Genomic DNA, 23199 nt, shown 5'->3' on the forward strand with positions numbered 1-23199 from the left:
ACCACCCCGCACCACCCTGCGCACCCAAGGAGCCCGCATGAGCCACCCCTCCCCCCTGGAGAGCACCGTCCTCGTCGTGGGCGCCGGACTCGCCGGCCTGCGCGTGGTCGAGCGGCTGCGCGCCGCCGGCCACACGGGCCGCATCGTCGTGGTCGGCGAGGAGGAGCACGCGCCCTACAACCGGCCCCCGCTGTCCAAGGAGGTCCTGCGCGGCGCGATGGACGCCGACCGCCTGCCCTTCCGGCAGAAGGCGGCCGCGAGCGAGAACGTCGAGTGGCGTCTGGGCACCCGCGTCGAGGTCGTCGACCACGACGCCCGCGCCGCCCGCCTCGACGACGGCTCGGAGGTGGCCTACGACGGCCTCGTCGTCGCCACCGGTGTGCGCGCCCGGCGGCTCGACCTGCCCGGTGACGCCCGGTGGCGCCACTCGGTGCGCACCCTTGAGGACGCGCAGCGCCTCGCCCCCGAGCTGCGCCAGGGCACCCGGGTCGCCATCGTGGGCGGCGGGTTCATCGGCTGCGAGGTCGCCGCGACCGCGACGACCCTGGGCTGCGAGGTGACCGTGATCGAGCCGCTCGCCGCACCGCTGGCCCGGCCGCTCGGCGAGGTCCTGGCCCGCGAGGTCCAGCGCCGTCACGAGACCCACGGCGTGCGCTTCGCCCTCGGCCGCTCCGTGGCGGGCGTCGAGGACGGCGGCGAGCACCTCGAGGTCCTGCTCGACAACGGCGCCCGCGTGCCCACCGACGTGATCGTCGAGGCCGTCGGTTCGCAGGCGAACGTCGAGGCCCTGACGCAGATGGGCCTCGACCTCGGCAACGGCGTCCTGTGCGACCGAGACCTCCACCCCCTGCGCGACGGCGTCCCGCTGCTCGACGCGGTGGTGGTCGGCGACGTGGCCCGCTTCCCCATCGCGGGCTACGGCGAGGACCCCGTGCGCGTCGAGCACTGGACGATGCCGACCGACATGGGCGCCCACGCCGCGGCCAGCCTGCTGGCCGGCCTGGCCGGCGAGGCCCCCGACCCGGCGACCCCGTTCGCCCCGCTGCCGACCTTCTGGAGCGAGCAGTACGGCGTGCGCATGCAGGCGTTCGGCCTCCCCCACCTCGGGCACGGCGACGTGCGCGTGCTCGACGGCGACCTGACCTCCGAGGCGGCGGTCGGCTTCCACGACCCCTCCGGCGCCCTCGTCGGCGTGGTCCTCGTCGGCATGGGCAAGCGGATGCTCGAGTTCCGCACCGCGGTCGCGGAGGCGCGGGCGGCACAGGTCCTCGAGCCGACCGGGTGAGCGAGGCGCCGATCCCGGCGCCCGCACCGCGCACGGGGCGGCCGGAGCCGGACCGACCGCGGCCGTCGGCGCTGCCCGTCGGCGTCATCGTCGCCCTGGTGGCGGTCGTCGGGCTGAACCTGCGGGCGAGCATGGGCTCGCTGCCCCCGCTGCTGGACGAGATCGACCGCGACCTCGGGCTCTCGAGCACCGCGGCCGGCCTGCTCACCTCCGTCGCCATCGCCTTCATGGGACTGTGCGCCCCGGCCGGCCAGCGCCTCGGGGCACGGATCGGTCCCGAGCTCGCCACGGGCGTCCTCATGCTGGTGCTCGCCGGCGCGGGTCTCGTGCGGGCCCTGCCGCTGCCGGCCCCGTTGCTCTTCGTCAGCGCCGCCGTCGCGGGCGCGGCGATGGGCGGCTGCTCGGCCCTGATGCCCTCGCTCATCGCCCACCACGTGCCGGCCATCCGCGGCATGACGACCGGGATCTACTCCACCGGGCTGGCCCTCGGCGTCGCCGTCGCCGCGGGCACGGCCGTGCCCCTCGAGGGCCTGCTCGGCGACTGGCGGCCCGCCCTCGCGTTCTGGGGCGCGGTCAGCGCGGTCACCGCGGCGCTGTGGCTGCTGCTCGTACCCGCGCTGCGGGGTCCGCGCAGGCGGGAGACCGACCCCACGGTCCCCGCCGTCGTCGTCGACCACCGCATGCCCTGGCGCTCGCGCACCGCGTGGCTCGTCGTCGGCTTCACGACGACGCAGATGATCATCGGCTTCAGCGGCCTGGCCTGGATCACCCCGCTCTACGTGAGCCTCGGGCTGCCCGCCCAGGAGGCCGCGAACATGTTCGTGCTCTTCCAGGTCGTGCAGGTCGCCACGATGCTGACGCTGCCCGCGCTCGCCGACCGGACCCCCGACCGGCGCCCCCAGCTCGCCGTGGTCGTCGGCTGCACGATCGTCGGCATCGTCCTGCTGCTCGTGGCGCCGGTGACGCTCGCCATCCCCGCGATGGCCCTCTTCGGGATGGGCGTCGGCGGCGGCTCGACGCTCGGCCTGGTGCTGATCACCGACGTCACGCACACCCAGACCGACGGCGCCCGGCTCGGCGCGATGGTGGTGCTCGTCGCCTACCTCGCCGGCGCGCTCGGGCCCTTCGCGCTCGGGGTGCTGCGGGACCTGACCGGCGGGTTCGAGGCCGGGTACGCCCTCATGCTCGCGCTCTCCGTCGTCACGTTCGCGTCCCTGCGGGCCTACGGCCCCGGACGCGAGCTCTGAGCCCCGACGCGACGCACGCAGCCCCCGACCGGGATCCCGGTCGGGGGCTGCGGGGCGGACCGCGGTGCGGGGGGGGCTCAGACCCAGTCGCGCAGCCAGGCGCTGCCGGTCTCCGCGTACAGCGACTCCGGCCAGTCGGAGGGCCGCTCGTCGCCGTAGGCCCGCACGCTGTTGCGGTTCCCGAGCTGCGAGAGCTCCGCGATCGGCAGGTAGTACATGTAGCTCATCAGCCGCGAGGCGAACTGCCAGCGGCCGTCGTTGCGGACGTACTCGTCCTTGTAGCGCAGCGCCACCTGCATGGCGACGCCGTTGCGGTCGACCTCCGCGTGGCTGGCCAGGAGGCCGCGGGCGCGGTCGGGGTCGTCCCCGAAGCGCACCACGTGACCGTGCGAGAAGTGGTTGGTGGGGCCGAGGGCCTTGAAGCGGCCGAGGTAGGTGTCGACGATCTCGTCGATGCCGTGGGCGGCGAAGACGCCGTCGGCGGAGCGCAGGGCGGCGTCCGGGGCGAAGATCTGCCGGATGCCCTCCTCGTCGCGCTCGTCCATCACGTAGCCGTAGAGGATCCCCAGCTCCTGGATCTCCTCGCGGTCCTCGAGTCGCTGCAGCCGCTGCTCGGTGCTGAGGGCGGTCATGGTGCTCTCCTTCGTCGACGGGTGGGTGGCGGTCAGGGGGTCGGGGTGCCGGCCGCGGCGACCGCGCGACGGCGTACGCCCGCGGTGGTGCGGTTGCGCTGCCAGCGGGAGAACAGCAGCGCCAGCGTCACGACCACGGTGGTGAGCAGCGTGGTCAGCACGGCCATCGCGGCCAGGGGCGGGTAGGTGCCCGTGTTGTAGCGGTCGAGGATCACGAAGCCGGCGACCGGGTTGCCCGTGCCCGCCAGCAGGGACGCCACCGTGACGTCGCCCGCGACCAGGACGAACAGGAACGCCCACCCCGACGTCAGGCCCGGCAGCATCAGGGGCAGCTGGACGCGCAGGAACGTGCGTCCCTCCGAGACCCCGAACACCGCACCGGCCTCGCGCAGCTGCGGTCCGACCTGGAGGTAGGCCGAGCTGGCGTTGACGACGGCGTGCGGGAAGAAGATGACGGTGTAGGCGAGCACCAGCAGCAGCGTCGTGCCGCCGATCCGGAACGGCTCGCCCACGAAGGCGGCGATGAAGGCCAGCGACAGCACCAGGATCGGGACGGCCGCGGGCACGCGGGTCACGCCCTCGACCACGCCGGTCCAGCGCGAGGTCTCGCCGTGGGTGATCCGGGCGACGACCGCGGCCAGCGCCATGCCGATCGTCGCGCAGCACACCCCGACGATCACGCTGTTGCGCAGCGCGTCGACCACGATGGCGTTGCTCAGCAGGTTGCGGTAGTTGTCGAGGGTCAGGTCGCCCCACGGCACCGACGCGGTCCAGAAGCGCTCCAGCGACACGATCACCAGCGCGAGGATCGGCAGGACGCTGGCCCCCAGCAGGTAGAGGACCATGAACGCGCGGGCCACGTGGCGGAACGGTCCCAGCCGCGTGGGCTGCGAGTTCAGGCCCTTGCCGCCCACGGTGGCGTGACCGCCGCCGCGCACGAAGCGGCGCTGGAGCAGCCAGGCGAGCGTCACCATCAGCAGGAGCAGCAGGCCGTAGCCCAGCGCCTTGGCCTCCTCCGCGGGGAAGGAGCGGGTCATCGCCTCGACGACCTCGATGGAGAGCACGTCGACCCCGGCCTGGGTGCCGATCACGATCGGCGTCGAGAACAGCGCGAAGCCGATGGCCATCACGATCAGCAGGGCGCCGCCGATCGAGGGCCCGAGGCTCGGCAGCGTCACCCGGCGGAACGTCTCGAGCGGGCCGGCGCCGGAGATCCGGGCGGCCTCCTCGGCGACCGGGTCGAGGTTGCGGAAGCCGGCCGCCAGGGTGATGTACGCGAAGGGCACCAGGTCGAGGACGTAGACGAAGAAGAGTCCCTGCCACGTGAAGATGTTCAGCGGACCGTCGACGTCGGCGCCGAAGAGGCCGAAGAAGCCCTCGATCGCGCCGTTGAGCAGGCCCGCGCTGGGCGCGGCGAGGAAGACCCAGCCGATGGCGCCCGCGACGGGCGGGATGAACATGGGCAGGATGGGCGTGACGTCGGCGAGCAGGCCGATCCGGGCGTCGGTGCGCTCGTTGACCCAGGCCAGCAGCGAGGCGATGAGCAGGGCCGCGACGCCGGCGGGCACGACGAGCAGGACCGTGGTGCGCAGCGTCTCGAGCGCCGGCTCGCTGGTCGCCTCCGACCAGATCTCGCCGGCCATCGACGGTTCCTCACCGATGCCGAGGACGTCGCCGAGGATGATCACCAGCGGGTAGAGGATCGCGACGCAGACCAGGGCGCTGACCGCCCAGCCGAACACCCGGAAGCCGTCGGGACGGCGACGGGGCGCGCGTGCCGGGGGCGGCGCCGCGGGCGCCGGTCGCTCGAGGGTGGGCGCGGACATCAGGGCACCAGGTGCAGGTCGGAGGCGTCGACGCGCAGTGTCAGCGCGTGCCCCTCGTCGAGCAGCGCGGAACCCTGCGGGCGTACGCGCAGGGTGCGGCCGCCGACCTCGACGACGTACTGGGTCGCCGCGCCGAGGTACGCGCTGTCGCGCACCGTGCCGCGGACCTCGTTGACGCCCGCGGCCGCCGCGGCGGCGCCGTCGGGCACCACGCGCCAGTCCTCGGCGCGCACCACCACGCCCACGGACGAGCCCGCGGCGGGCGCCTCGCCCGGCGCGGCCACGACGAGGTCGCCGACCTCGGAGGTCACCGCGACCAGTCCCGGGCCCTCGACGCCGACGACGGTGGCCTCCACGACGTCGGCCGTGCCGACGAAGTCGGCGACGTAGCGCGAGACCGGCGTGCGGTAGAGCTGGCGCGGCGCGCCCGCCTGCTCGATCCGGCCCTTCTTCAGCACCACGAGGACGTCGGCGAGCTCCATCGCCTCCTCCTGGTCGTGCGTGACGTAGACGGCCGTGAAGCCGAGCTCGCGCTGCAGCGCGTGGATCTCCTGGCGCAGCTGCACGCGCACCTTCGCGTCGACGTTCGAGAGGGGCTCGTCGAAGAGCACGACGTCGCTGCCGAACGCGATCGCCCGGGCCAGGGCGACGCGCTGCTGCTGGCCGCCGCTCAGGGCCGAGATGGGCTGGCCCGCGAGCTCCGCGATGTCCACGGTCGCGAGCGCCTTGGCGACCCGCTCGCGGACCTCGTCGCGGCTGAAGTGGCGACGCGCCCGGCGCGTGGTCATCGGGAAGGCGACGTTCTTCTCGACGCTCATGTGCGGCCACAGGGCGTAGGACTGGAAGACCATGCCCAGGCGCCGCTCCTGGGGCGTCAGCGAGACCCGCGACCCGGTGTCGAAGAAGGGCCGGCCGCCGACGTCGATCGTGCCCGAGGCCGGCTCCTCCAGCCCTGCCAGGCAGCGCAGCAGCGTCGTCTTGCCGCAGCCGCTGGGCCCGAGCAGGACGCAGAACGTCCCCGCCTCGACCTCCAGGTCGACCCCGTCGATCGCCGGCACCGTGGTGCCGTCGTTGCGGGTGTAGGTCTTGCGCAGGTCGCGGATGACGATCCGGCCCGCGTCCGGGGCGGGCTCGGCGCCGCGGCGCCGAGCACGGGCCGGACGGCTGTCGGTGACGGTCACGGGAGTCTCCTCGTCCACGGCTCGCGGCTCAGAAGTCGAGCAGCTCGTCGATGGCGTCCTGGTTGTCGTTGACGTCGCTCTCGGGGATCTCGGTGTAGCCCGACGGCAGCTCCATGGCGCCGGGCACGCCCTCCAGCACGGAGGCCGCGATCCCGGCGGTCACCCGCTCCTGGCCCTCCATGCTCAGCAGGTAGCTCATGAACAGGCGCGCGGCGTTGGGGTGCGCGGCCTCCTCGACCACGCCCGCGTACTGGTTGACACCCGCGGTGTCCTCGGGGATGACGAGCTCGAGCGGCGCGCCCTCGTCGATCAGCGGCTGCACGACCGAGCTCAGCGACGGGATCGCCACGTCGGCCTCGCCCGCGACCATCTGCTGCGTGCCCGGCACGAGGCTGTCGACCACGATGGGGTCGAGCGCGGCGTAGTCGGAGAGCAGGTCGTCGCCGTAGGTGTCCTTGAGGAAGAGGTACTGCGCCGAGTACGCCACCACCGCCGTGTCGCCCATCATCAGGCGGCCGTCGAGCTGCGGGTCGGCGACCTCCTCCCACGTCTGGGGCTGCACCGGGCTGGTGTCGGTGTTGTACGCGATGCCCAGCGGCTGCACGTTGATCAGCGCGTACGTGTCGTCGTAGAGGAACTCCTCGGGCCACTCGTCGAGGGAGTCGACGGTGTCGTCGGTGAGCTCGGAGAACCACCCCTGGCCCACGGCCTCCTCCCAGAAGCCCTGGCTGGCGATGTTGAGGACGTCGGCCTGCGGGTTGCCGGCCTGCGCCTCGCCGGCGAACCGGCTGCCGAGCTGGCTGGAGACGCTGCGGATGTAGTTGACCTCGATGCCGTACTCCTCCTCGAACCCGGTCGCGACGCTCTCGATGAGCGCCTCGGGGAGGTCGGAGTACCAGTCCAGCGAGCCCTCCTCCTGGGCGGCGGACACGAGGCCGTCGAAGTCCCCCTCCACGACGTCGGCCTGGTCGTCGGAGCCTCCGCAGCCCGCGAGGACGAGGCACAGGACGGTGGCGGCGGCGAGCGGGAGAGGGCGCTTCATCGGTGGGGCCTTTCGTCGGGGATGCCCGGGTCGGGCACCACCGACGGAGGACGGGGTGACCCGGGTCACCCGACCGATAATAATGATATGCAGGGATTTGTCCACCGGTCTGCCGCGACCGTGGACACCCGCCCGCAGCCCCCTCAGCCCAGGGGCCGCACCAGCAGCCGCTCGACGCCGTAGACGATCGACGACCCGAAGTAGTCGAGGTCCTCGCTGCCCTCGACCAGCGTCATCGCGGGGAACCGGGCGGCGAGCGCCGGGTACGCCTTGCGCAGCTCGACGCGGCCGAGCTCGGCGCCCACGCAGCGGTGGATGCCGTGCCCGAAGGCCAGGTGCGAGCGCGACTCGCGGCCCGGGTCGAACGCGTGCGGGCAGGCGCCCACCGCGGCCTCGTCGCGGTCGACCGCCGGGAGGTGCACGAGGACGACGTCGCCCTTGCGCACCTGCTGGCCCGCGACCTCGACGTCCGTCAGCGCGAAGCGGGGGAACGCGACCTGCACCACGGAGAGGTAGCGCAGCAGCTCCTCGACGACCGCGTCGACGTCGGCCGTCCCCTCGACCAGCTGCTGCCACGTCTCGGGGTGCTCGAGCAGCGTGACCGTGCCCAGGGCGAGCATGCCGGCACTGGTCTCCATGCCACCGGTGAAGGCGCCGTCCGCGAGCCCGCCGAGGTCGTAGTCGCTGATCTCGTCGCCGAAGTCGCGCACGATCTGGCCGATCAGGCCCGGGCCGGGGTCGTGGCGCTGCCGGGCGGTCTCGGCGAGCAGGAACTCGCGCGAGCCGGAGATCGCACCGAGCGCGCCGATCCCGCCGCCGGAGACGTCGAAGCGCGCCGAGCCCAGCTCGCGGAAGACCTCGCGACGCTCGTCGGGCAGGCCGAGCAGCTCGCAGATGACGAGGAACGGCACGGGGAAGCTGAACAGGGGCACCAGGTCCACGACGCCGTCGGGCGCCGCCGTCGCGGCCGCCTCGATCTCGTCGAGCTGGCGGGCGATGATCCGGTCCACCAGCGGGTCGAGCCGCTGCAGGCGCCGCCGGGTGAACTCCGGGGTGAGGAACTTGCGCAGCCGCGTGTGGTCCGGCGGGTCGGTGAACCCGAGCCCGCCGATGTCGCCGTCCGCCGCGCCCGAGCGGCCGACGTACGGTCGGATGTCCGTCGAGTAGGACGTCCGGTCCGTCAGCACCTCGTGACCGGCGTCGTAGCCGGTCACGAGCCACACGTTGATGCCGAGGAACGTGGTCAGCCGCGACAGCGGCGCCTCCTCGCGCAGGGCGTCGAGCCGCGCCGGCGGTGTGGTGCCGTCCCGCTCGAGCGGCCAGCCCAGCGCGGGCGGGATCTTGTCGATCCGCGACAGGTCCACCCTGCCGGCCACCTGCTTCAGCAGCGCCCCGCGCACGCCGGCCACCGCGCGCCGCGGGATCGCCCGCAGCCCCCCGGCGACCGCACGCGCCCCTCCCCCGATCGTCCTGCCTCTGCTCACGGGCAGCAGTCTGCCCGACCGCGGGCCCCCGACCTACCCGCGACCTACCCGCGACCTACCCGCGGCCGCTCGCCGACCGGGCGCGCCGCGCCACCGAGTCGATGGCCACCGCGAGCAGCAGCACCGCACCGGTCACCATGAACCGCACGGACGAGTCGACGCCGACGATGTTGAGGCCCGACTGGATGGCCTGGAGCACCACGATGCCGAGCATGGCCGCGTACGCGGAACCACGGCCGCCGAACAGGCTGGTGCCGCCGATCACCGCGGCGGCGATCGCCGTCAGGTTGGTGTCGGTGGTGCCCGTGGCCTGCGAGACGGAGGTCTGCAGGCCCGCTCCCAGCACGCCGCCCAGGGCCGCGAGCGACGAGGTGAGCACGAAGACCGACACGTAGACGCGGGTGACCTTCACGCCCGAGCGACGCGCCGCCTCCTCGTTGCCGCCGACCGCGAAGACGTGGCGACCCCAGCGGGTGCGCCGCAGCGCGAGGTCCATCAGCACCACGAGCGCCGCGAACAGCAGGAACAGGTAGCTCCAGCCGCGGTCGATGCCCAGGTAGTAGGTCAGGGCGGCCAGCACCCCACCGAGCAGCACGGCCCGCAGCGCCACCCCGCGCACCGAGCGCGAGGACAGCTCGGCGCGACGGCGCTGCCGGATGGTCCACAGGCTCCCCGCGACGTAGATCGCGACCACCAGGGCGACGAGGACGTACGCCGCCGCGCCCGTCAGGTAGCTGAACCGCGTGAACTCGATGAGACCCGAGTCGACCGGCAGGTTGATGGTGCCCTCGCTGCCGAGCAGGTAGAGCAGCACTCCCTGGAAGCCGAGGAGGCCGGCGAGCGAGAACACGAAGCTGGGGATGCCGAGCTGGGTGTAGAGCAGCGCGTAGACCAGCCCCACCACGACGCCCACCCCGATGCCGGCGAGGAGACCGACGACCATCGACTGGCTCTCGCGCACCACGAGGACGGCCATCACGGCCGCACCCATCCCGGAGACCGAGCCGACGGAGAGGTCGATCTCCCCCAGCAGCAGGACCAGGACGATGCCGAGCGCGATGATCCCCACCGGGGCCGCGAACGTGAGCATGTTGACCAGCGAGAACGACGACAGGAACCGCGGGTCGATGCTGTAGAAGACGACGCAGATGACGGCCAGGCCCACCACCACGGGCAGGCTGCCGAGGTCGCCCCCGCGCAGGCGGCGCCAGACGACGTCGGCGGCGCCGGTGACGCCCTTGCTGCGGACGAGCCGCTCGTCGGCCAGGTCGGCGGCGACGGTCATGAGGTCCCTCCTGCGGGAGTCCCGGGGGTGTCGGGGGTGTCGGTGCGTCCCGCGCGGGCCTCGTCGCTGGCGCCGGTGATGGCCGCGACGAGCTGCTCGACCGAGACGTCGCGGGCGTCGAAGCTGGCGGCGTTGCGCCCCAGGCGGAGCACCTCGATCCGGTCGGCGACCGCGAGGACGTCGGACATGTTGTGGCTGACCAGGATCACGCCGAGACCGGTCTCGCGCAGGCGCCGCACCAGGGCGAGCACCTCGGCGGTCTGGGCGACGCCGAGGGCGGCGGTCGGCTCGTCGAGCAGCACGATGCCGGGGTCGCCGACGAGGCTGCGGGCGATGGCGACGGTCTGCCGCTGGCCACCGGAGAGCGAGGCGATCGGGATCCGCACCGAGGGGATCTTGGCCGAGAGGCGGCGCAGCAGCCGCCACGCCTCCTGCTCCATGCCGACCTCGTCGAGCACGACGCCGCCCTGCACGCGCTCGCGGCCGAGGAAGAGGTTGGCGACGACGTCGAGGTTGTCGCAGAGCGCGAGGTCCTGGAACACCGTGGCGATGCCCAGGGCCTGCGCGGCCCGCGGCCCGCCGATGCTCACCCGGCGCCCGTCGAGCTCGATCGTGCCGGCGTCGGGCTGGTAGACGCCGGAGATGATCTTGACCAGCGTCGACTTGCCGGCGCCGTTGTCGCCGACGAGCGCGACGACCTCGCCGGCCCCGACCCGCAGGTCGATGTCGGCGAGCGCCTGGACCGCGCCGAACCGCTTGCCGACGCCGCTCAGCGCGAGGGCGGGGCCCGAGCCGGCCGGGGTGCCCCGGCCGGCTCGGTCCGACGCCGAGGCGCCGTGTCCCTTCGTGGTGTCGACCGGGGTCACGACAGGCCGGCGGCGGCGCAGGCGTCCGCGTAGTCGGCCGTGCAGATGTCCTCGACCGTGTAGAACTCGTCGGCCACGACCGTGTCGGCGACGTTGTCCGAGGTGACGACGATCGGGTCGAAGATGAAGGACGCGACGCCCTCGTAGTCCTCCGTGTCGCCGACGTCCTCGCCGCGCACCAGGGCGACCGCGACCTCGGCGGCCTTCTCGGCCTCGACCGCGATCGGCTTGTAGATGGTCATGGCCTGCTCACCGGCGACGATGCGCTGGATGGCGGCCAGCTCGGCGTCCTGCCCGGTGATCGGCGGCAGGGCGGAGGCGTCGACGCCCGCGCCGGTCAGGGCGGCGATGACGCCGCCGGCCTGGCCGTCGTTGGCCGCGTAGACGCCCGCGATCTCGCCCGCGTCGAAGCGCGCGAGCTGGTCAGAGGTCCACTGCTGCGCGTTGGCCGGGCTCCAGTCGGGGTTGTCGTACTCCGCCAGCACCTCGAGCCCGCTCGCGTCGATCGCCTCGTGGGCGCCCGCCTTGAACTGCGCGGCGTTGGGGTCGCTCGGCGCGCCGTTGAGCATGAGGATGCCGCCGGTGTCGCCGGTGGCCTCGATCAGGGCCTCTCCCTGCATCCGGCCGACGGTCTCGTTGTCGAAGGACAGGTAGTAGTCGGCGCCCTCGATGAAGCGGTCGTACGCGATCACCTCGGCGCCCGCGTCCTGGGCCGTGCGGACCATGCCGCCGGCCCCGGCGCCGTTGACGGGGTCGAGCACGATCACGTCGGCGTCCTGGGACAGCGCGGAGTCGACCTGCTGGGTCTGCTTCGACTCGTCCTGGTCGGCGTTGAAGTAGATGACGTCGCAGTCGTCGCAGAGCTCCGCGACCTTCGCCTCGAACAGCGGGCGGTCGAAGGCCTCGTAGCGCGTGGTGCTCGACTCGGGCAGCAGGAGCGCGATGGTCTGGCCGTCGCCGCCGCTCTGCGCGTCGTTCGCGCCGCAGGCGGCCAGACCGCTCGCGGCGACGAGCATCGCGGCCGTCGAGACGACGACCCGCTGGAGCTTCGTGGACATGGACTCTCCTCGTGGAACCGGGCGGCAACGCTGCCGCGAAGGGGACGTCCGGAGTGTCACGGCTCACACCGCTTGTCGTCAAGACTTGAACACAAATCCGTCGAGTTGCGGATTGCGCCGTCTTTTGCTCGTTTCACTTGACGACAAAAATCATCTCCGTCAGGGTGACCCCCGTGTCCACCTCCGACCTGCGCGCAGGCGCCTCCGGGTCCCCCGGATCGACCGCGACGCTGCGCACCGCCAACCAGCGCCGCGTGCTCGACGTGCTGCGCCGGCGGGTCTCGGGCGGCACCTCCCCCGACGTCACGCAGGCGGACCTCGCGCGGATCACCGGCCTCGCCCCGGCCACCGTCTCCAACATCGTGCGCGACCTCGGGGCCGCGGGTCTCGTGGCGACCGACCCGGGCGCAGGGCGCCGCGGCACCGTCGTACGCCTCGCCCCCTCGGCCGGCCTGGTGGCCGGGATCGACGTGGGGCACAGCCACCTGGCCGTCGCGGTCGGCGACCTCGCCGGCCGGGTGCTCGGGGAGCTGCGCCACCCCCTCGCCCCGACCCACCCCCACACCGAGGGCCTCGCGCTGGCCGGCCGCCTGCTCGACGAGCTGCTGGGCGCCGAGGGCCTCGACCGCTCCCACCTGCGGGCCGTGACGACGGGGCTGCCCGCCCCGCTCAGCGGGCGCGTGGTCGCCTCGGCGGCGATCCTGCCGGGCTGGGTGGGCGTCGACGCCCTCGCGGCCTGCGAGGAGGCGTTCGGGGTGCCGGTGCACGTCGAGAACGACGCGAACCTCGGTGCCCTGGCCGAGCACCGGCTCGGCGTGGTCGCCGGGCGCGCGAGCTCCGTGTTCGTCAAGATCTCGTCGGGCGTCGGCGCCGGGATCGTGCTCGACGACCGCCTGCTGCACGGCAACGCCGGCGCGGCGGGCGAGATCGGCCACCTCACCCTCGACGAGCGAGGGCCCGTGTGCCGGTGCGGCAGCCGCGGCTGCCTGGAGGCGTACGCCTCGGTGGGCAGCGTCCTGGCGATGATGCGCGACCAGCTGCCCGACGCCACGCTCGACGACGTGGTCGCCGCCGCGACGAGCGGCAACGTCTCCGCGCAGCGCAGCCTCGAGGACGCCGGGCGGCACCTGGGCTGGGGGCTGGCGAGCGCGGTCAACCTGCTCAACCCCGCCGTGCTGGTCGTCGGCGGCGACATGGCCCGCGCCGGCGAGCTGCTGCTCGAGCCCGTGCGGCGCGAGCTGCGCCGTCACGTGCTCGACGCCGTCGCCGACACCCCCGTGCTGCTCAGCGAGCTCGGGGAGCGGGCCTCCCTGGTCGGCGCCGTCCTGCTGGCCGCCGAGCTGACCGACCTGCTGCCGACGGCCTGACCCCGGTCCGGGGCCTCACTCCCACTCGATGGTGCCCGGCGGCTTGCTCGTCACGTCGAGCACCACGCGGTTGACCTCGCGGACCTCGTTGGTGATCCGGGTCGAGATCCGCTCCAGGACCTCGTAGGGCAGGCGGCTCCAGTCCGCCGTCATCGCGTCCTCGCTGGAGACGGGACGCAGCACCACGGGGTGGCCGTAGGTGCGGCCGTCGCCCTGGACGCCGACCGATCGCACGTCGGCGAGGAGCACGACGGGGAACTGCCAGATCTCCGCGTCGAGGCCCGCGGCGGTGGTCTCCTGGCGCACGATCGCGTCGGCGGCGCGCAGGATGGCGAGCCGCTCGGCGTCGACCGCGCCGATGATCCGGATGGCGAGCCCGGGGCCCGGGAACGGGTGGCGCCCGACGATCGCCTCGGGGATGCCGAGCTGGCGCCCGACCTCGCGCACCTCGTCCTTGAACAGCGCGCGCAGCGGCTCGATCAGGGAGAACTCGAGGTCCTCGGGCAGTCCGCCGACGTTGTGGTGGCTCTTGATGTTCGAGGCGCCCGAGCCGCCGCCGGACTCCACCACGTCGGGGTAGAGCGTGCCCTGCACGAGGAAGCGCACCGGGGTGCCCGGCGTGGCCAGCACCTCGCGCTCCGCGGCCTCGAAGGTGCGGATGAACTCGCGGCCGATGATCTTCCGCTTCTCCTCGGGGTCGACGACCCCGGCGAGGTGGCCCAGGAACTGCTCGCGGGCGTCGACGACCTTGAGGTCGACGCCGGTCGCGGCGACGTAGTCCTCGCGGACCTGGGCGGCCTCGCCCTCGCGCAGCAGGCCGTGGTCGACGAAGACGGCGGTGAGCTGGTCACCGACCGCGCGCTGGACCAGCGCGGTCGAGACCGCGGAGTCCACGCCGCCGGAGAGGGCCGAGATCACGCGGGCGTCGCCGACCTGCTCGCGGATCAGCTCGATCTGCTCCTCGACGATGTTGACCATCGTCCAGGTCTGGCGGCAGCCGGCGATGTCGACGAGGAAGCGCTCGAGCACCTCCTGGCCGTGCTCGGAGTGCAGCACCTCCGGGTGCCACTGCACGCCGGCGAGGCGGCGGTCGGTGTCCTCGAACGCGGCCACCGGCGTCACGTCGGTGGCGGCCAGGACGGTGAAGCCGTCGGGGGCCGCGGTCACCGAGTCGCCGTGCGACATCCAGACGCGGTGCTGCTCGGGCACGTCGGCGAGCAGGGTGCCGGCCTCGGCGACGGTGACGGGGGTACGCCCGTACTCCCGCGCCCCGGTCGGGGAGACCGTGCCGCCGAGCCCCTGCGCCATCAGCTGGAAGCCGTAGCACATGCCGAACACCGGGGTGCCCGCCGTGAACAGCGTGGGGTCGATGGCGGGAGCGCCCTCCGCGTACACGCTCGACGGGCCGCCGGACAGGATGATCGCGGCCGGTCGGCGCTCCAGGATCTCCGCCACGGGCATCGTGTGCGGGACGACCTCGGAGTAGACCCGCGCCTCGCGCACGCGGCGCGCGATCAGCTGGGCGTACTGCGCGCCGAAGTCGACGACCAGGACGAGGTCGTGGTCGGGGGTGGCGGTCATGCGGTGGCCTTTCGCTCCTGGCGGCGGGGGCGGGGTACGGCGACGCTCGCCGCCCGGCGGAGTCTAGCGAGGCGGGGACCCGGCGCCCGTCCCCGGACCTGCCCCCGGACCTGCCCCGGGCCTGGCCCCGGACCTGCCCAGGGAACGCACCAGGGCCCGGCCGGGGAGGGAGGGTGGCCGGGCCCTGGTGGTCCCGAGCTGCGGGCAGCCCGGGACGACGGGCCCGGTCTGGGAGGGAGCGTGCGTGCCGGGCCCACCGGGGTCAACGACGCTCGGGACCGCCGGTTACGCGCGCGTCACACGAAACTTCGACGCGGTCCGCGGCGACGTCGAGTGCCTCAGCTGACGCCCACGATCGGCAGCCTCAGCGCGGCCGGCGCCGAGGGCGGCACGACCGGCTGTCGGGGCGCGACCGCGTCCACGCGCTCGTACCCCTCCCCCAGCGGCGGGCGCGGGTCCCGCTCCCCGCGGTTGGGCCAGAACGCCATGGCGCGCTCGGCCTGGGCCGTGATCGTCAGCGACGGGTTGACGCCCAGGTTCGCGGAGATCGCCGAGCCGTCGACGACGTGCAGCCCGGGGTGGCCGTACATCCGCTGGTACGCGTCCACCACACCGCTCTCGGCGGACTCACCGATGGTGCAACCGCCGATGAAGTGCGCCGTGAGGGGACGGTTGAACGGCTCCCCCACCGTGCCGCCCGGCTTGCCGCCGAGCAGCGCGGCCATGCGACGCACGGCCTCGTTCGCGATCGGGATCCACGTCGGGTTCGGCGACCCGTGGCCCTGCTTCGACGACAGGCGCCACCCGAAGGGCGTGCGGCGCGGGAACGTCGTGATCGAGTTGTCCAGGGTCTGCATGACCAGGGCGATCACGGTGCGCTCGGACCAGTGCTTCATGTCGTAGAGGTCGAGCACGTTGCGGCGCTCGCGCCACATCTCCTTGAGCCAGGTCTGCCAGCGCGGGCCCGGGCCGTCGCCGTCGGTCAGCACGGTCTGCAGCATCGACATCGCGTTGGAGCCCTTGCCGTAGCGCACCGGTTCGATGTGGGTGACGTCGTCGGGGTGCCACGAGGACGTGATGGCGACGCCCTTCGTGTAGTCGACGTCGAGGTCGGGCGCGAGCGCGCCGAGGATCGACTCGGAGTTGGTGCGGGTCAGCATCCCCAGCCGGTCCGAGATCCGCGGCAGGTCGCCGGTGGCCTTGAGCCGGTGCAACAGCTTCTGGGTGCCCAGCGCGGCGGCGGAGAACACGACCTGCTCGGCGGTGAAGGTGCGCGTCGCGCTGCGGCGCGACAGCTTGGCCTTGGTCCACCGGGCGTCGACGCGGTAGCCGCCGCCGTCCAGCGGGCGTACGCGGGTCACCGTCGTCAGCGGGTGCACGTGGGCGCCGCGCTGCTCGGCCAGGTAGAGGTAGTTCTTCACCAGCGTGTTCTTGGCGTCGTGGCGGCAGCCCGTCATGCACTCGCCGCAGTTGCGGCACGTCGTGCGCGAGGGGCCGACCCCGCCGAAGTAGGGGTCCTCGACGCGGACGCCCTCGCCCTTCTCGGCGCCGCCGAGCTCGGGCCCGCCGAACAGCACGCCCACCGGGGTCGGGTGGAAGGTGTGGCCCGCACCCATCTCCTCGGCGATCTTCAGCATCACGTCGTCGCTGGGGGTGCGCACCGGGTTCTCGACCACGCCGAGCATCCGCTTGGCCTGGTCGTAGTACGGCGCGAGCTCGTCCTTCCAGTCCGTGATGTGCGACCACGACGGGTCGCGGTAGAAGGCGTCGAGCGGCTCGTAGAGCGTGTTGGCGTAGACCAGCGACCCGCCGCCCACGCCGGCCCCGGCCAGGATCAGGCAGTCGCGGATCATGTCGATGCGCTGGATGCCGTAGCAGCCGGCCTCCGGCAGGTAGAGGTAGCGCTTGAGGTCAAACGACGTCGAGGGGAAGTCGCCGTCCTCGAACCGCGCGCCCGCCTCGAGCACGCCGACGCGGTAGCCCTTCTCCGTCAGCCGCAGCGCGGTCACCGACCCGCCGAAGCCGGACCCGACCACGAGGACGTCGTAGTCGAACTCCCGCTCGCCGCTCATGCGCGACCGGTCCGCTTCAGCACCCGCAGGCTCGCGGTCATCACCTTGGCGTACGCCTCGTCCGACAGGCCGAAGGCGGGCGCCAGCGGCATGCCCCGCTGGGTCGCGACGGCCTGCGTCTCGGTGTAGCGCAGGATGCCCTCGGCGCCCTGGCGGCGCCCCATCCCGGACTGCCGCATGCCACCCATCGGCGCCCCGAGGGAGGCGAAGGTCGCCGCGAAGGCCTCGTTGACGTTGACCGTGCCGCACTTCACCCGACGCGCCAGCGCACGGGCCCGGGCGCCGTCGCGGCTGTAGATCGACGCGTTCAGCCCGTACTCCCCGTCGTTGGCGCGGTCGACCGCCTCCGACTCGTCGGAGAAGCGGTAGAGCGAGACCACCGGGCCGAACGTCTCGTTGCCGAAGCAGGCCATCTCGGGCGTGACGCCCTCGAGGATGGTCGGCTCGTAGAAGAAGGGCCCGAGGTCGGGGCGGGCCCGCCCGCCGGTGAGCACGTGCGCGCCCTTGGCGACGGCGTCGTCGACGTGCGCCACGACGGTGCGCAGCTGGTCCTCGTTGATCAGCGAGCCCATGTCGTTGCCCCAGTCGAGCGTCGCGCCCAGGGTCATCGCCTCCGTGCGGGCCACGAACCGGTCCACGAAGCGGTCGTAGACCTGGTCGGCGACGAACATCCGCTCGATCGAGACGCAGAGCTGGCCCGCGTTGGAGAACGCGGCGCGCACCGCTCCCTCGGCGGCCTTCTCGACGTCGGCGTCGCGCAGCACCAGCAGCGGGTTCTTGCCGCCGAGCTCGAGGGAGGCCCCGATGAGGCGCTCGGCGGCCTGGGCCGCGACCCGCCGTCCGGTCGCGGTCGAGCCGGTGAAGCACACGTAGTCGGCGCGGTCGATGATCGCGCCGCCCACCCGCGGGCCCGGCCCGGACACGACCTGCCACAGGTCGGCCGGGAACCCGGCCTCGACGAGCAGGCGGGCCGCGTACAGGGCGCTCAGCGTGGTCTGCGAGTCCGGCTTGGCGACCACCGCGTTGCCGGCGGCGATCGCGGCGAGCCCGTCGCACAGGGCCATCGTGAAGGGGTAGTTCCACGGCGAGATCACGCCGACGACGCCCTTGGGGATGCGGTTGACCTCGGCCCGCGTGAGCACCGGGAAGACGCCGGGCACCCGGCGCGGGTCGAGGTGCCGGTTCAGCGTGCGGCCGTAGTAGCGGGCGGTCAGCGCGATGTGGAGCGGCTCGTCGAAGGCGTGCTTGCGCGCCTTGCCCGACTCCCACACGATCAGGTCGAGAATCTCCTCCTGCCGGTCCAGCACGAGGTCGTGCAGGCGCAGCAGCAGCTGCTGGCGGTGGGCCAGCGAGGTGCGCGACCACGTCTGCTGCGCCCGGCGGGCGCGGCGGAACGCCTCGTCGACGTCGGCGTCGGAGGACTGCGGCAGCACCGCGAGCGGGGCACCCGTGAGGGGGGTGCGGGTCACCACCGTCTCGCCGCTGGTGGCGAGGAGCAGCGACGTGAGCGAGGAGACGTGGTCCGGCTCGAGCGCGTACGCCGCGCCCGGGTCGTGCTCGGGGTCACCGGGACCCGTGACGAGAGGTCCGTCGGCCGGGATCGAGTTGCTCATGTACCGAGAGTATGTGAGCGGTGTCTCCCGATCTACCTCTCGGTAACAATTCCTGGCGCTTGACAGAACATTTCGATCTGTCAAGCACGGATCAGGTGGTCGAGCGGTGCCCGCGGGCGTCCTCGAAGAAGTCGGGAACGCTCACGCGCGCCTCGTCGGCCTCCTGGTCGGTGAGCTTCGCCTGGCTCTGCCGCTCGGCCTCGACGCGGCGCAGGTAGTGGTCGACCTCGTCGGCCGTGCGCTCCTCGCTCCAGCCGAGCACCTCGCCCATCAGCTCCGCGGTCGGGCGGGCCGCCTCGGTGCCGCGGTCGAAGCTCTCGATGGAGATCCGCGTGCGCCGGGTCAGGACGTCGTCGAGGTGGCGCGCGCCCTCGTGGGTCACGGCGTAGACCACCTCGGCCGCGAGGTGGTCGTCGGCGCCCGGCAGCGGTCGACCGAGCTCGGGCCGCTGCGCGACCAGGTCGAGGACGTCGTCCACGAGGCTGCCGTAGCGACCCAGCAGGTGGTCGATGCGGGCCACGTGCAGCCCCGAGCGGCGCGCCAGCAGCACCCGCTGGTTCGACCGTGCCTCGTACCCCTCCGCGCCCAGCAACGGCACCCGGTCGGTGATCGAGGGCCGCACCGTCGCGTTCGAGGTGGTCTGCAGGGAGTGCGCCGCGGCGTCGACCGCGTCGCGGCCCATGACGCGGTACGTCGTCAGCTTGCCGCCCGCGATCATCACCAGGCCCGGCACCGGCGTGACGACGGTGTGCTCCCGCGAGATCTTCGAGGTGGGCTCCGACTCGCCGGTCAGGAGCGGCCGCAGTCCCGCGTACACGCCCTCCACGTCCGAGTGGTCGAGCGGCTCGTTGAGCAGGGTGTTGACGTGCGCGAGCACGTAGTCGATGTCCGACTTCGACGCGGCCGGGTGCGCCTTGTCGAGGTCCCACGCGGTGTCGGTCGTGCCGATGATCCAGTGCCGGCCCCACGGGATGACGAACAGCACCGACTTCTCGGTCTTCGTGATGAAGCCGGCCTCGGAGCGGATCCGGTCGCGCGGCACCACCAGGTGGATGCCCTTCGACGCCTGCACGTGCAGGGCGCCGCGGCCGCCGACCATGTCCTGGATCTCGTCGGTCCAGACACCCGCGGCGTTGACCACCACGCGGGCGCGGATCTCGAGGTCCCGACCGTTCTCCAGGTCGCGGGCGCGCACGCCGACGACCCGCTCGCCCTCGCGCAGGAACCCCGTCACCTTCGTGCGGGTCGCGACCTGGGCGCCGTGGCGGGCGGCCGTGCGGGCCAGCGTCATCACGAGCCGGGCATCGTCGACCTGCGCGTCGTAGTAGCGGATCGCCCCGGTCAGCTCGTCGGTGCGCAGGTCGGGCGCGATCCGGCGGACCTGGCGACGGAAGAGGTGGCGGTGCCGCGGCACGCCCATGTCGTACTTCCCCAGCGCGGCCATCGTGTCGTAGAGCGCGAGCCCGGCGCCGACGTAGGGCCGCTCGTAGGTCTTGGTCAGCGGGTAGAGGAACGGCACCGGCTTCACCAGGTGCGGCGCCAGGCGGGTGAGGAGCAGCCCGCGCTCCTCCAGGGCCTCGCGCACCAGCGCGAAGTCGAACATCTCGAGGTAGCGCAGGCCGCCGTGCACCAGCTTGCTCGAGCGGCTGGACGTGCCGGACCCCAGGTCGCGCTGCTCGACGAGGGCGGTGCTCAGCCCGCGGGTCACGGCGTCGAGCGCGACACCGGCGCCCACCACTCCCCCGCCGACCACCAGCACGTCGAGGTCGCCGGCGGCGGTGCCGGACAGCGAGCCGATCGCGGCGTCGCGGGCGTCGGGACCGAGGACTCCGGGTGCGGTCACGCTCATGACTCCCATGATGCCCCGCGCCCGGTCACGCGGCGGCGCCTCAGACGTGCCGGCGCGGACCGAGGGAGGCGCGGTGGTCGGCGACCATCGTGTGCTGTGCACGGGTGGCGGCGACGAGGTCGGTGTCGAGGTCGGCGACGACCACCCCGGTCTCGGTGCCGAGCCGGTCCAGCACCCGGCCCTCGGGGTCGTAGACGGCCGAGCCGCCGCTGAGCGCCCGCCCTCCCGTGCGGCCGGTCAGACCGGCGAGCACCACGTACATCCCGTTCTCCAGCGCCCGCGCCGCGTAGTAGAGGTCGCGGCGGTGCTCGCCGCCGGAGAAGTACGCCGCCGAGGCCAGGTAGCCGGCGGCACCCGTGCGGGCCGCCGACGCGGCGTGCTCGGGGAAGCAGCCGTCGTAGCAGATGCTGAGGCCCAGCCCCACGCCCTCGACCTCGACGGTGGTGCCGTGGTCGCCGGGCACGAAGTACGGCCGCTCGGCGCCGTCGAGGTGCTGCTTGTCGTAGGGCACCGAGACCTCCCCGTCGGGGCGCACGAGCACCGAGGAGAGCGTGGCGCGGCCGCGGCGGTCGAGCGCGGTGCCCGCCACGACGTGGGCCCCGGCGGCCCGGGCCGCCTCGCGCAGCGGGTCGAGGGCCGGGCCGAGGTGGTCGGCGAGGTCGGGCAGGGCGCCGGCGAAGACGTCGAGGTCGTAGCCGGTGAGGTACGCCTCCGGCAGCACGACGACCCGGGCTCCCGCCCCGCCGGCGCGGGCGACCAGGTCGGCGCCGGTGCGGGCGTTCGCCGCCAGGTCGCCCGGCACGGCCGGGCCCTGGGCGGCGGCGACGCGCAGCAGGCTCATGCCCGGCGCGTCACTGGACGACGATCTCGACGCGCTGGAACTCCTTGAGCTCGGTGTAGCCCGTCGTCGCCATCGCCCGGCGCAGGGCGCCCACGAGGTTCATCGTGCCGTCGGCGACGCGGGAGGGTCCGAACAGGACCTCCTCGAGCGAGCCGACGGTCTGGAACTCGACACGCTGGCCGCGCGGCAGCAGCGGGTGCCACGCCTCGGCGCCCCAGTGGAAGCCGCGCCCCGGCGCCTCGACGGCGCGCGCGAAGGGCGAGCCCACCATCACGGCGTCGGCGCCGCAGGCGATCGCCTTCGCGAGGTCGCCGGACGTGCCGATCGAGCCGTCGGCGATCACGTGGACGTAGCGGCCGCCCGACTCGTCCAGGTAGTCGCGGCGCGCCGCGGCGACGTCGGCCAGCGCCGAGGCCATCGGCACGGCGAGCCCCAGGACGGTCCGGGTCGTGTGGGCCGCCCCGCCGCCGAACCCGACGAGCACACCGGCCGCGCCGGTGCGCATCAGGTGCAGCGCGGCCTGGTAGGTCGCGCAGCCGCCGACGATGACCGGGACGTCGAGCTCGTAGATGAACTCCTTGAGGTTCAACGGCTCCGCCTGGCTGGAGACGTGCTCCGCGCTGACCGTCGTGCCGCGGATGACGAACATGTCGACGCCCGCGTCGACCACGGTCTTCGCGTGCTCCTTGGTGCGCTGCGGCGACAGCGACCCGGCGACGGTGACCCCGGCGTCGCGCATCTGCTGCAGGCGCTCCGCGATCAGGGTCGGCTTGACCGGCTCGGTGTAGATGTCCTGGAGTCGGGCCGTGGCGGCCACGCCCTGCAGGCCCGCCACCTCCGCCAGCAGCGGTGAGGGGTCGTCGTACCGCGTCCAGAGGCCCTCGAGGTCCAGGACGCCGAGCCCGCCGGCGCGGCCCAGCGCGATCGCGGTGTCAGGGCTCATCACCGAGTCCATCGGGGCGGCCACCACGGGGATGTCGAAGCGGTAGGCGTCGATCTGCCAGGCGACGCTGACCTCCTCCGGGTCGCGCGTGCGCCGCGAGGGCACGATCGCGACGTCGTCGAAGGAGTAGGCCCGGCGGGCGCGCTTGGCGCGGCCGATCTCGATCTCGGTCACGGAGGACACCCTAGTTGCCGGGACCGACGACGCCTGAACCCCCGTGCGTACCCCGTGGCCCGGACCACCCGGCGAGCAGGAGTGGACCGACGCCTGGTGGGGTAGGCACGCGCCGGCCCCGACCTGGGCCCGCCGTCGGGGACCCCCGACACCCCGCACGTCCTGGAAGGACACCATGAAGCGCTCGATCCTCGCCGTCCCCTCCGCCCTCGTCCTCGCCGCCGCGCTCGCCGCGTGCGGCGGCGGCAGCGACACGGAGTCCGAGGCGGAAGAGACCCGCACCGGGCCGCTGGCCGGCAGCGAGTTCGGCGCCGCCGAGGGCAGCGACGTCGAGGTGCCCCTCGACACGAGCGTCGCGGCGTCGGGCCTGCAGGAGAGCATGAGCACGCCGGCCGCCGTCGTCACCACCGACCGCGAGGGCGGCCAGTTCGTCCAGGAGATCGAGGTCGAGGACCTCTTCGAGGTCGAGGTCGACAGCCTCGGCTACGACGCGGACAGCGTGGAGAACATCGGCGACGCGGTGCCGCACTACATCGTCTACTCGGGCCGCTACCTCAACGGCGCGGTCACGCAGTCGCAGCCGAGCGAGATCCTGTTCGACGTGCTCGACGCGGAGGGCACCGACCTCGACAGCGGCGTGATCAGCTTCGGTGGGGCCGAGATCGAGGACGAGCGCTGCCAGGACCTCTTCACGGCGATGTCGTTCGGCGAGGGCGCCGAGTACCGCACCTGCCAGCTGCTGTTCCTCGACCCGCGCGAGCCGGCCACCATCGTGTGGAACGACCAGCGCGCCCCCGAGCCGGTCGCCGACCCGGTCAGCTGGCCGATCGACTGATCCACGGCAACCCGGGGC

Annotated in this window: 18 protein-coding genes; 4 read left to right on the forward strand and 14 right to left on the reverse strand. The window is 73.5% G+C overall.

Going from position 1 to position 23199, the window contains the following annotated elements:
• Window positions 1–37: 37 nt before the first annotated feature.
• Together RDV89_RS01405 and RDV89_RS01410 are read left to right on the forward strand one after the other, a co-directional pair.
• Window positions 38–1285 (forward strand): NAD(P)/FAD-dependent oxidoreductase, encoded by a 1248-nt coding sequence (locus tag RDV89_RS01405; RefSeq protein ID WP_315730699.1) that lies wholly within the window; start codon window positions 38–40, stop codon window positions 1283–1285.
• A complete protein-coding gene (locus RDV89_RS01410; protein ID WP_315730701.1) occupies window positions 1282–2532 on the forward strand; it encodes an MFS transporter in 1251 nt (416 codons plus the stop codon). Before RDV89_RS01405 ends, RDV89_RS01410 begins: the two co-directional genes overlap by 4 nt.
• 77 nt (window positions 2533–2609) lie before the next feature.
• Here RDV89_RS01410 and RDV89_RS01415 read toward each other — a convergent pair whose 3' ends face one another.
• From RDV89_RS01415 to RDV89_RS01450, 8 genes are all read right to left on the reverse strand, one after another.
• A complete protein-coding gene (locus RDV89_RS01415; RefSeq protein WP_315730703.1) occupies window positions 2610–3164 on the reverse strand; it encodes a nuclear transport factor 2 family protein in 555 nt (184 codons plus the stop codon).
• A 32-nt stretch (window positions 3165–3196) separates the two neighbouring features.
• Entirely contained in the window at window positions 3197–4990 is a 1794-nt protein-coding gene (locus tag RDV89_RS01420; RefSeq protein ID WP_315730705.1) for an ABC transporter permease, read from the reverse strand.
• Entirely contained in the window at window positions 4990–6171 is a 1182-nt protein-coding gene (locus RDV89_RS01425; RefSeq protein WP_315730707.1) for an ABC transporter ATP-binding protein, read from the reverse strand. Before RDV89_RS01425 ends, RDV89_RS01420 begins: the two co-directional genes overlap by 1 nt.
• Window positions 6172–6199: 28 nt before the next feature.
• Entirely contained in the window at window positions 6200–7213 is a 1014-nt protein-coding gene (locus RDV89_RS01430; protein ID WP_315730709.1) for an ABC transporter substrate-binding protein, read from the reverse strand.
• Between the two features lie 143 nt (window positions 7214–7356).
• A complete protein-coding gene (locus RDV89_RS01435; RefSeq protein WP_315730711.1) occupies window positions 7357–8697 on the reverse strand; it encodes a cytochrome P450 in 1341 nt (446 codons plus the stop codon).
• 55 nt (window positions 8698–8752) lie between these two features.
• Entirely contained in the window at window positions 8753–9982 is a 1230-nt protein-coding gene (locus RDV89_RS01440) for a sugar ABC transporter permease (protein WP_315730713.1), read from the reverse strand.
• Complete coding sequence (locus RDV89_RS01445) at window positions 9979–10848, reverse strand: ATP-binding cassette domain-containing protein (protein WP_438823249.1); 870 nt, start codon at window positions 10846–10848, stop codon at window positions 9979–9981. Before RDV89_RS01445 ends, RDV89_RS01440 begins: the two co-directional genes overlap by 4 nt.
• Window positions 10845–11906, reverse strand: coding sequence for a substrate-binding domain-containing protein (locus tag RDV89_RS01450; protein ID WP_315730715.1), 1062 nt, complete (start codon window positions 11904–11906; stop codon window positions 10845–10847). Before RDV89_RS01450 ends, RDV89_RS01445 begins: the two co-directional genes overlap by 4 nt.
• A 173-nt stretch (window positions 11907–12079) precedes the next feature.
• Here RDV89_RS01450 and RDV89_RS01455 point away from each other — a divergent pair, with 173 nt between their 5' ends.
• Window positions 12080–13273: an ROK family transcriptional regulator gene (locus tag RDV89_RS01455; protein WP_315730717.1), complete on the forward strand. Its 1194-nt coding sequence runs from the start codon at window positions 12080–12082 to the stop codon at window positions 13271–13273.
• A gap of 15 nt (window positions 13274–13288) precedes the next feature.
• On the opposite strand, the gene guaA is transcribed toward RDV89_RS01455, so the two are convergent.
• The 6 genes from guaA to RDV89_RS01485 all read right to left on the reverse strand — a co-directional run bounded on the left by guaA (window position 13289) and on the right by RDV89_RS01485 (window position 22346).
• Window positions 13289–14854, reverse strand: a complete 1566-nt coding sequence (guaA, locus tag RDV89_RS01460) for a glutamine-hydrolyzing GMP synthase (protein ID WP_315730719.1) — start codon at window positions 14852–14854, stop codon at window positions 13289–13291.
• 338 nt (window positions 14855–15192) lie between these two features.
• On the reverse strand, window positions 15193–16926 hold the full coding sequence (locus RDV89_RS01465; protein WP_315730721.1) for a GMC family oxidoreductase N-terminal domain-containing protein: 1734 nt from the start codon (window positions 16924–16926) through the stop codon (window positions 15193–15195).
• Window positions 16923–18539, reverse strand: a complete 1617-nt coding sequence (locus tag RDV89_RS01470) for a succinic semialdehyde dehydrogenase (RefSeq protein WP_315730723.1) — start codon at window positions 18537–18539, stop codon at window positions 16923–16925. Before RDV89_RS01470 ends, RDV89_RS01465 begins: the two co-directional genes overlap by 4 nt.
• A 91-nt stretch (window positions 18540–18630) precedes the next feature.
• Window positions 18631–20388 carry a glycerol-3-phosphate dehydrogenase/oxidase gene (locus RDV89_RS01475; RefSeq protein WP_438823250.1) on the reverse strand — a complete coding sequence of 586 codons (1758 nt, stop codon included), beginning with the start codon at window positions 20386–20388 and terminating at the stop codon, window positions 18631–18633.
• 40 nt (window positions 20389–20428) lie between these two features.
• Window positions 20429–21229 (reverse strand): carbon-nitrogen hydrolase family protein, encoded by an 801-nt coding sequence (locus RDV89_RS01480; protein WP_315730727.1) that lies wholly within the window; start codon window positions 21227–21229, stop codon window positions 20429–20431.
• A gap of 10 nt (window positions 21230–21239) precedes the next feature.
• The gene (locus tag RDV89_RS01485) at window positions 21240–22346 is read right to left on the reverse strand and encodes a GuaB3 family IMP dehydrogenase-related protein (protein WP_315730729.1); all 1107 of its coding nucleotides are present in this window, start codon (window positions 22344–22346) and stop codon (window positions 21240–21242) included.
• 175 nt (window positions 22347–22521) lie between these two features.
• Between RDV89_RS01485 and RDV89_RS01490 the strand changes: the two genes are divergently transcribed.
• On the forward strand, window positions 22522–23181 hold the full coding sequence (locus tag RDV89_RS01490) for a hypothetical protein (protein ID WP_315730731.1): 660 nt from the start codon (window positions 22522–22524) through the stop codon (window positions 23179–23181).
• Window positions 23182–23199: the final 18 nt, after the last annotated feature.

Origin of the sequence: Nocardioides imazamoxiresistens, from assembly GCF_032378595.1 — a bacterium.
In the GTDB taxonomy this organism is placed as follows: domain Bacteria; phylum Actinomycetota; class Actinomycetes; order Propionibacteriales; family Nocardioidaceae; genus Nocardioides; species Nocardioides imazamoxiresistens.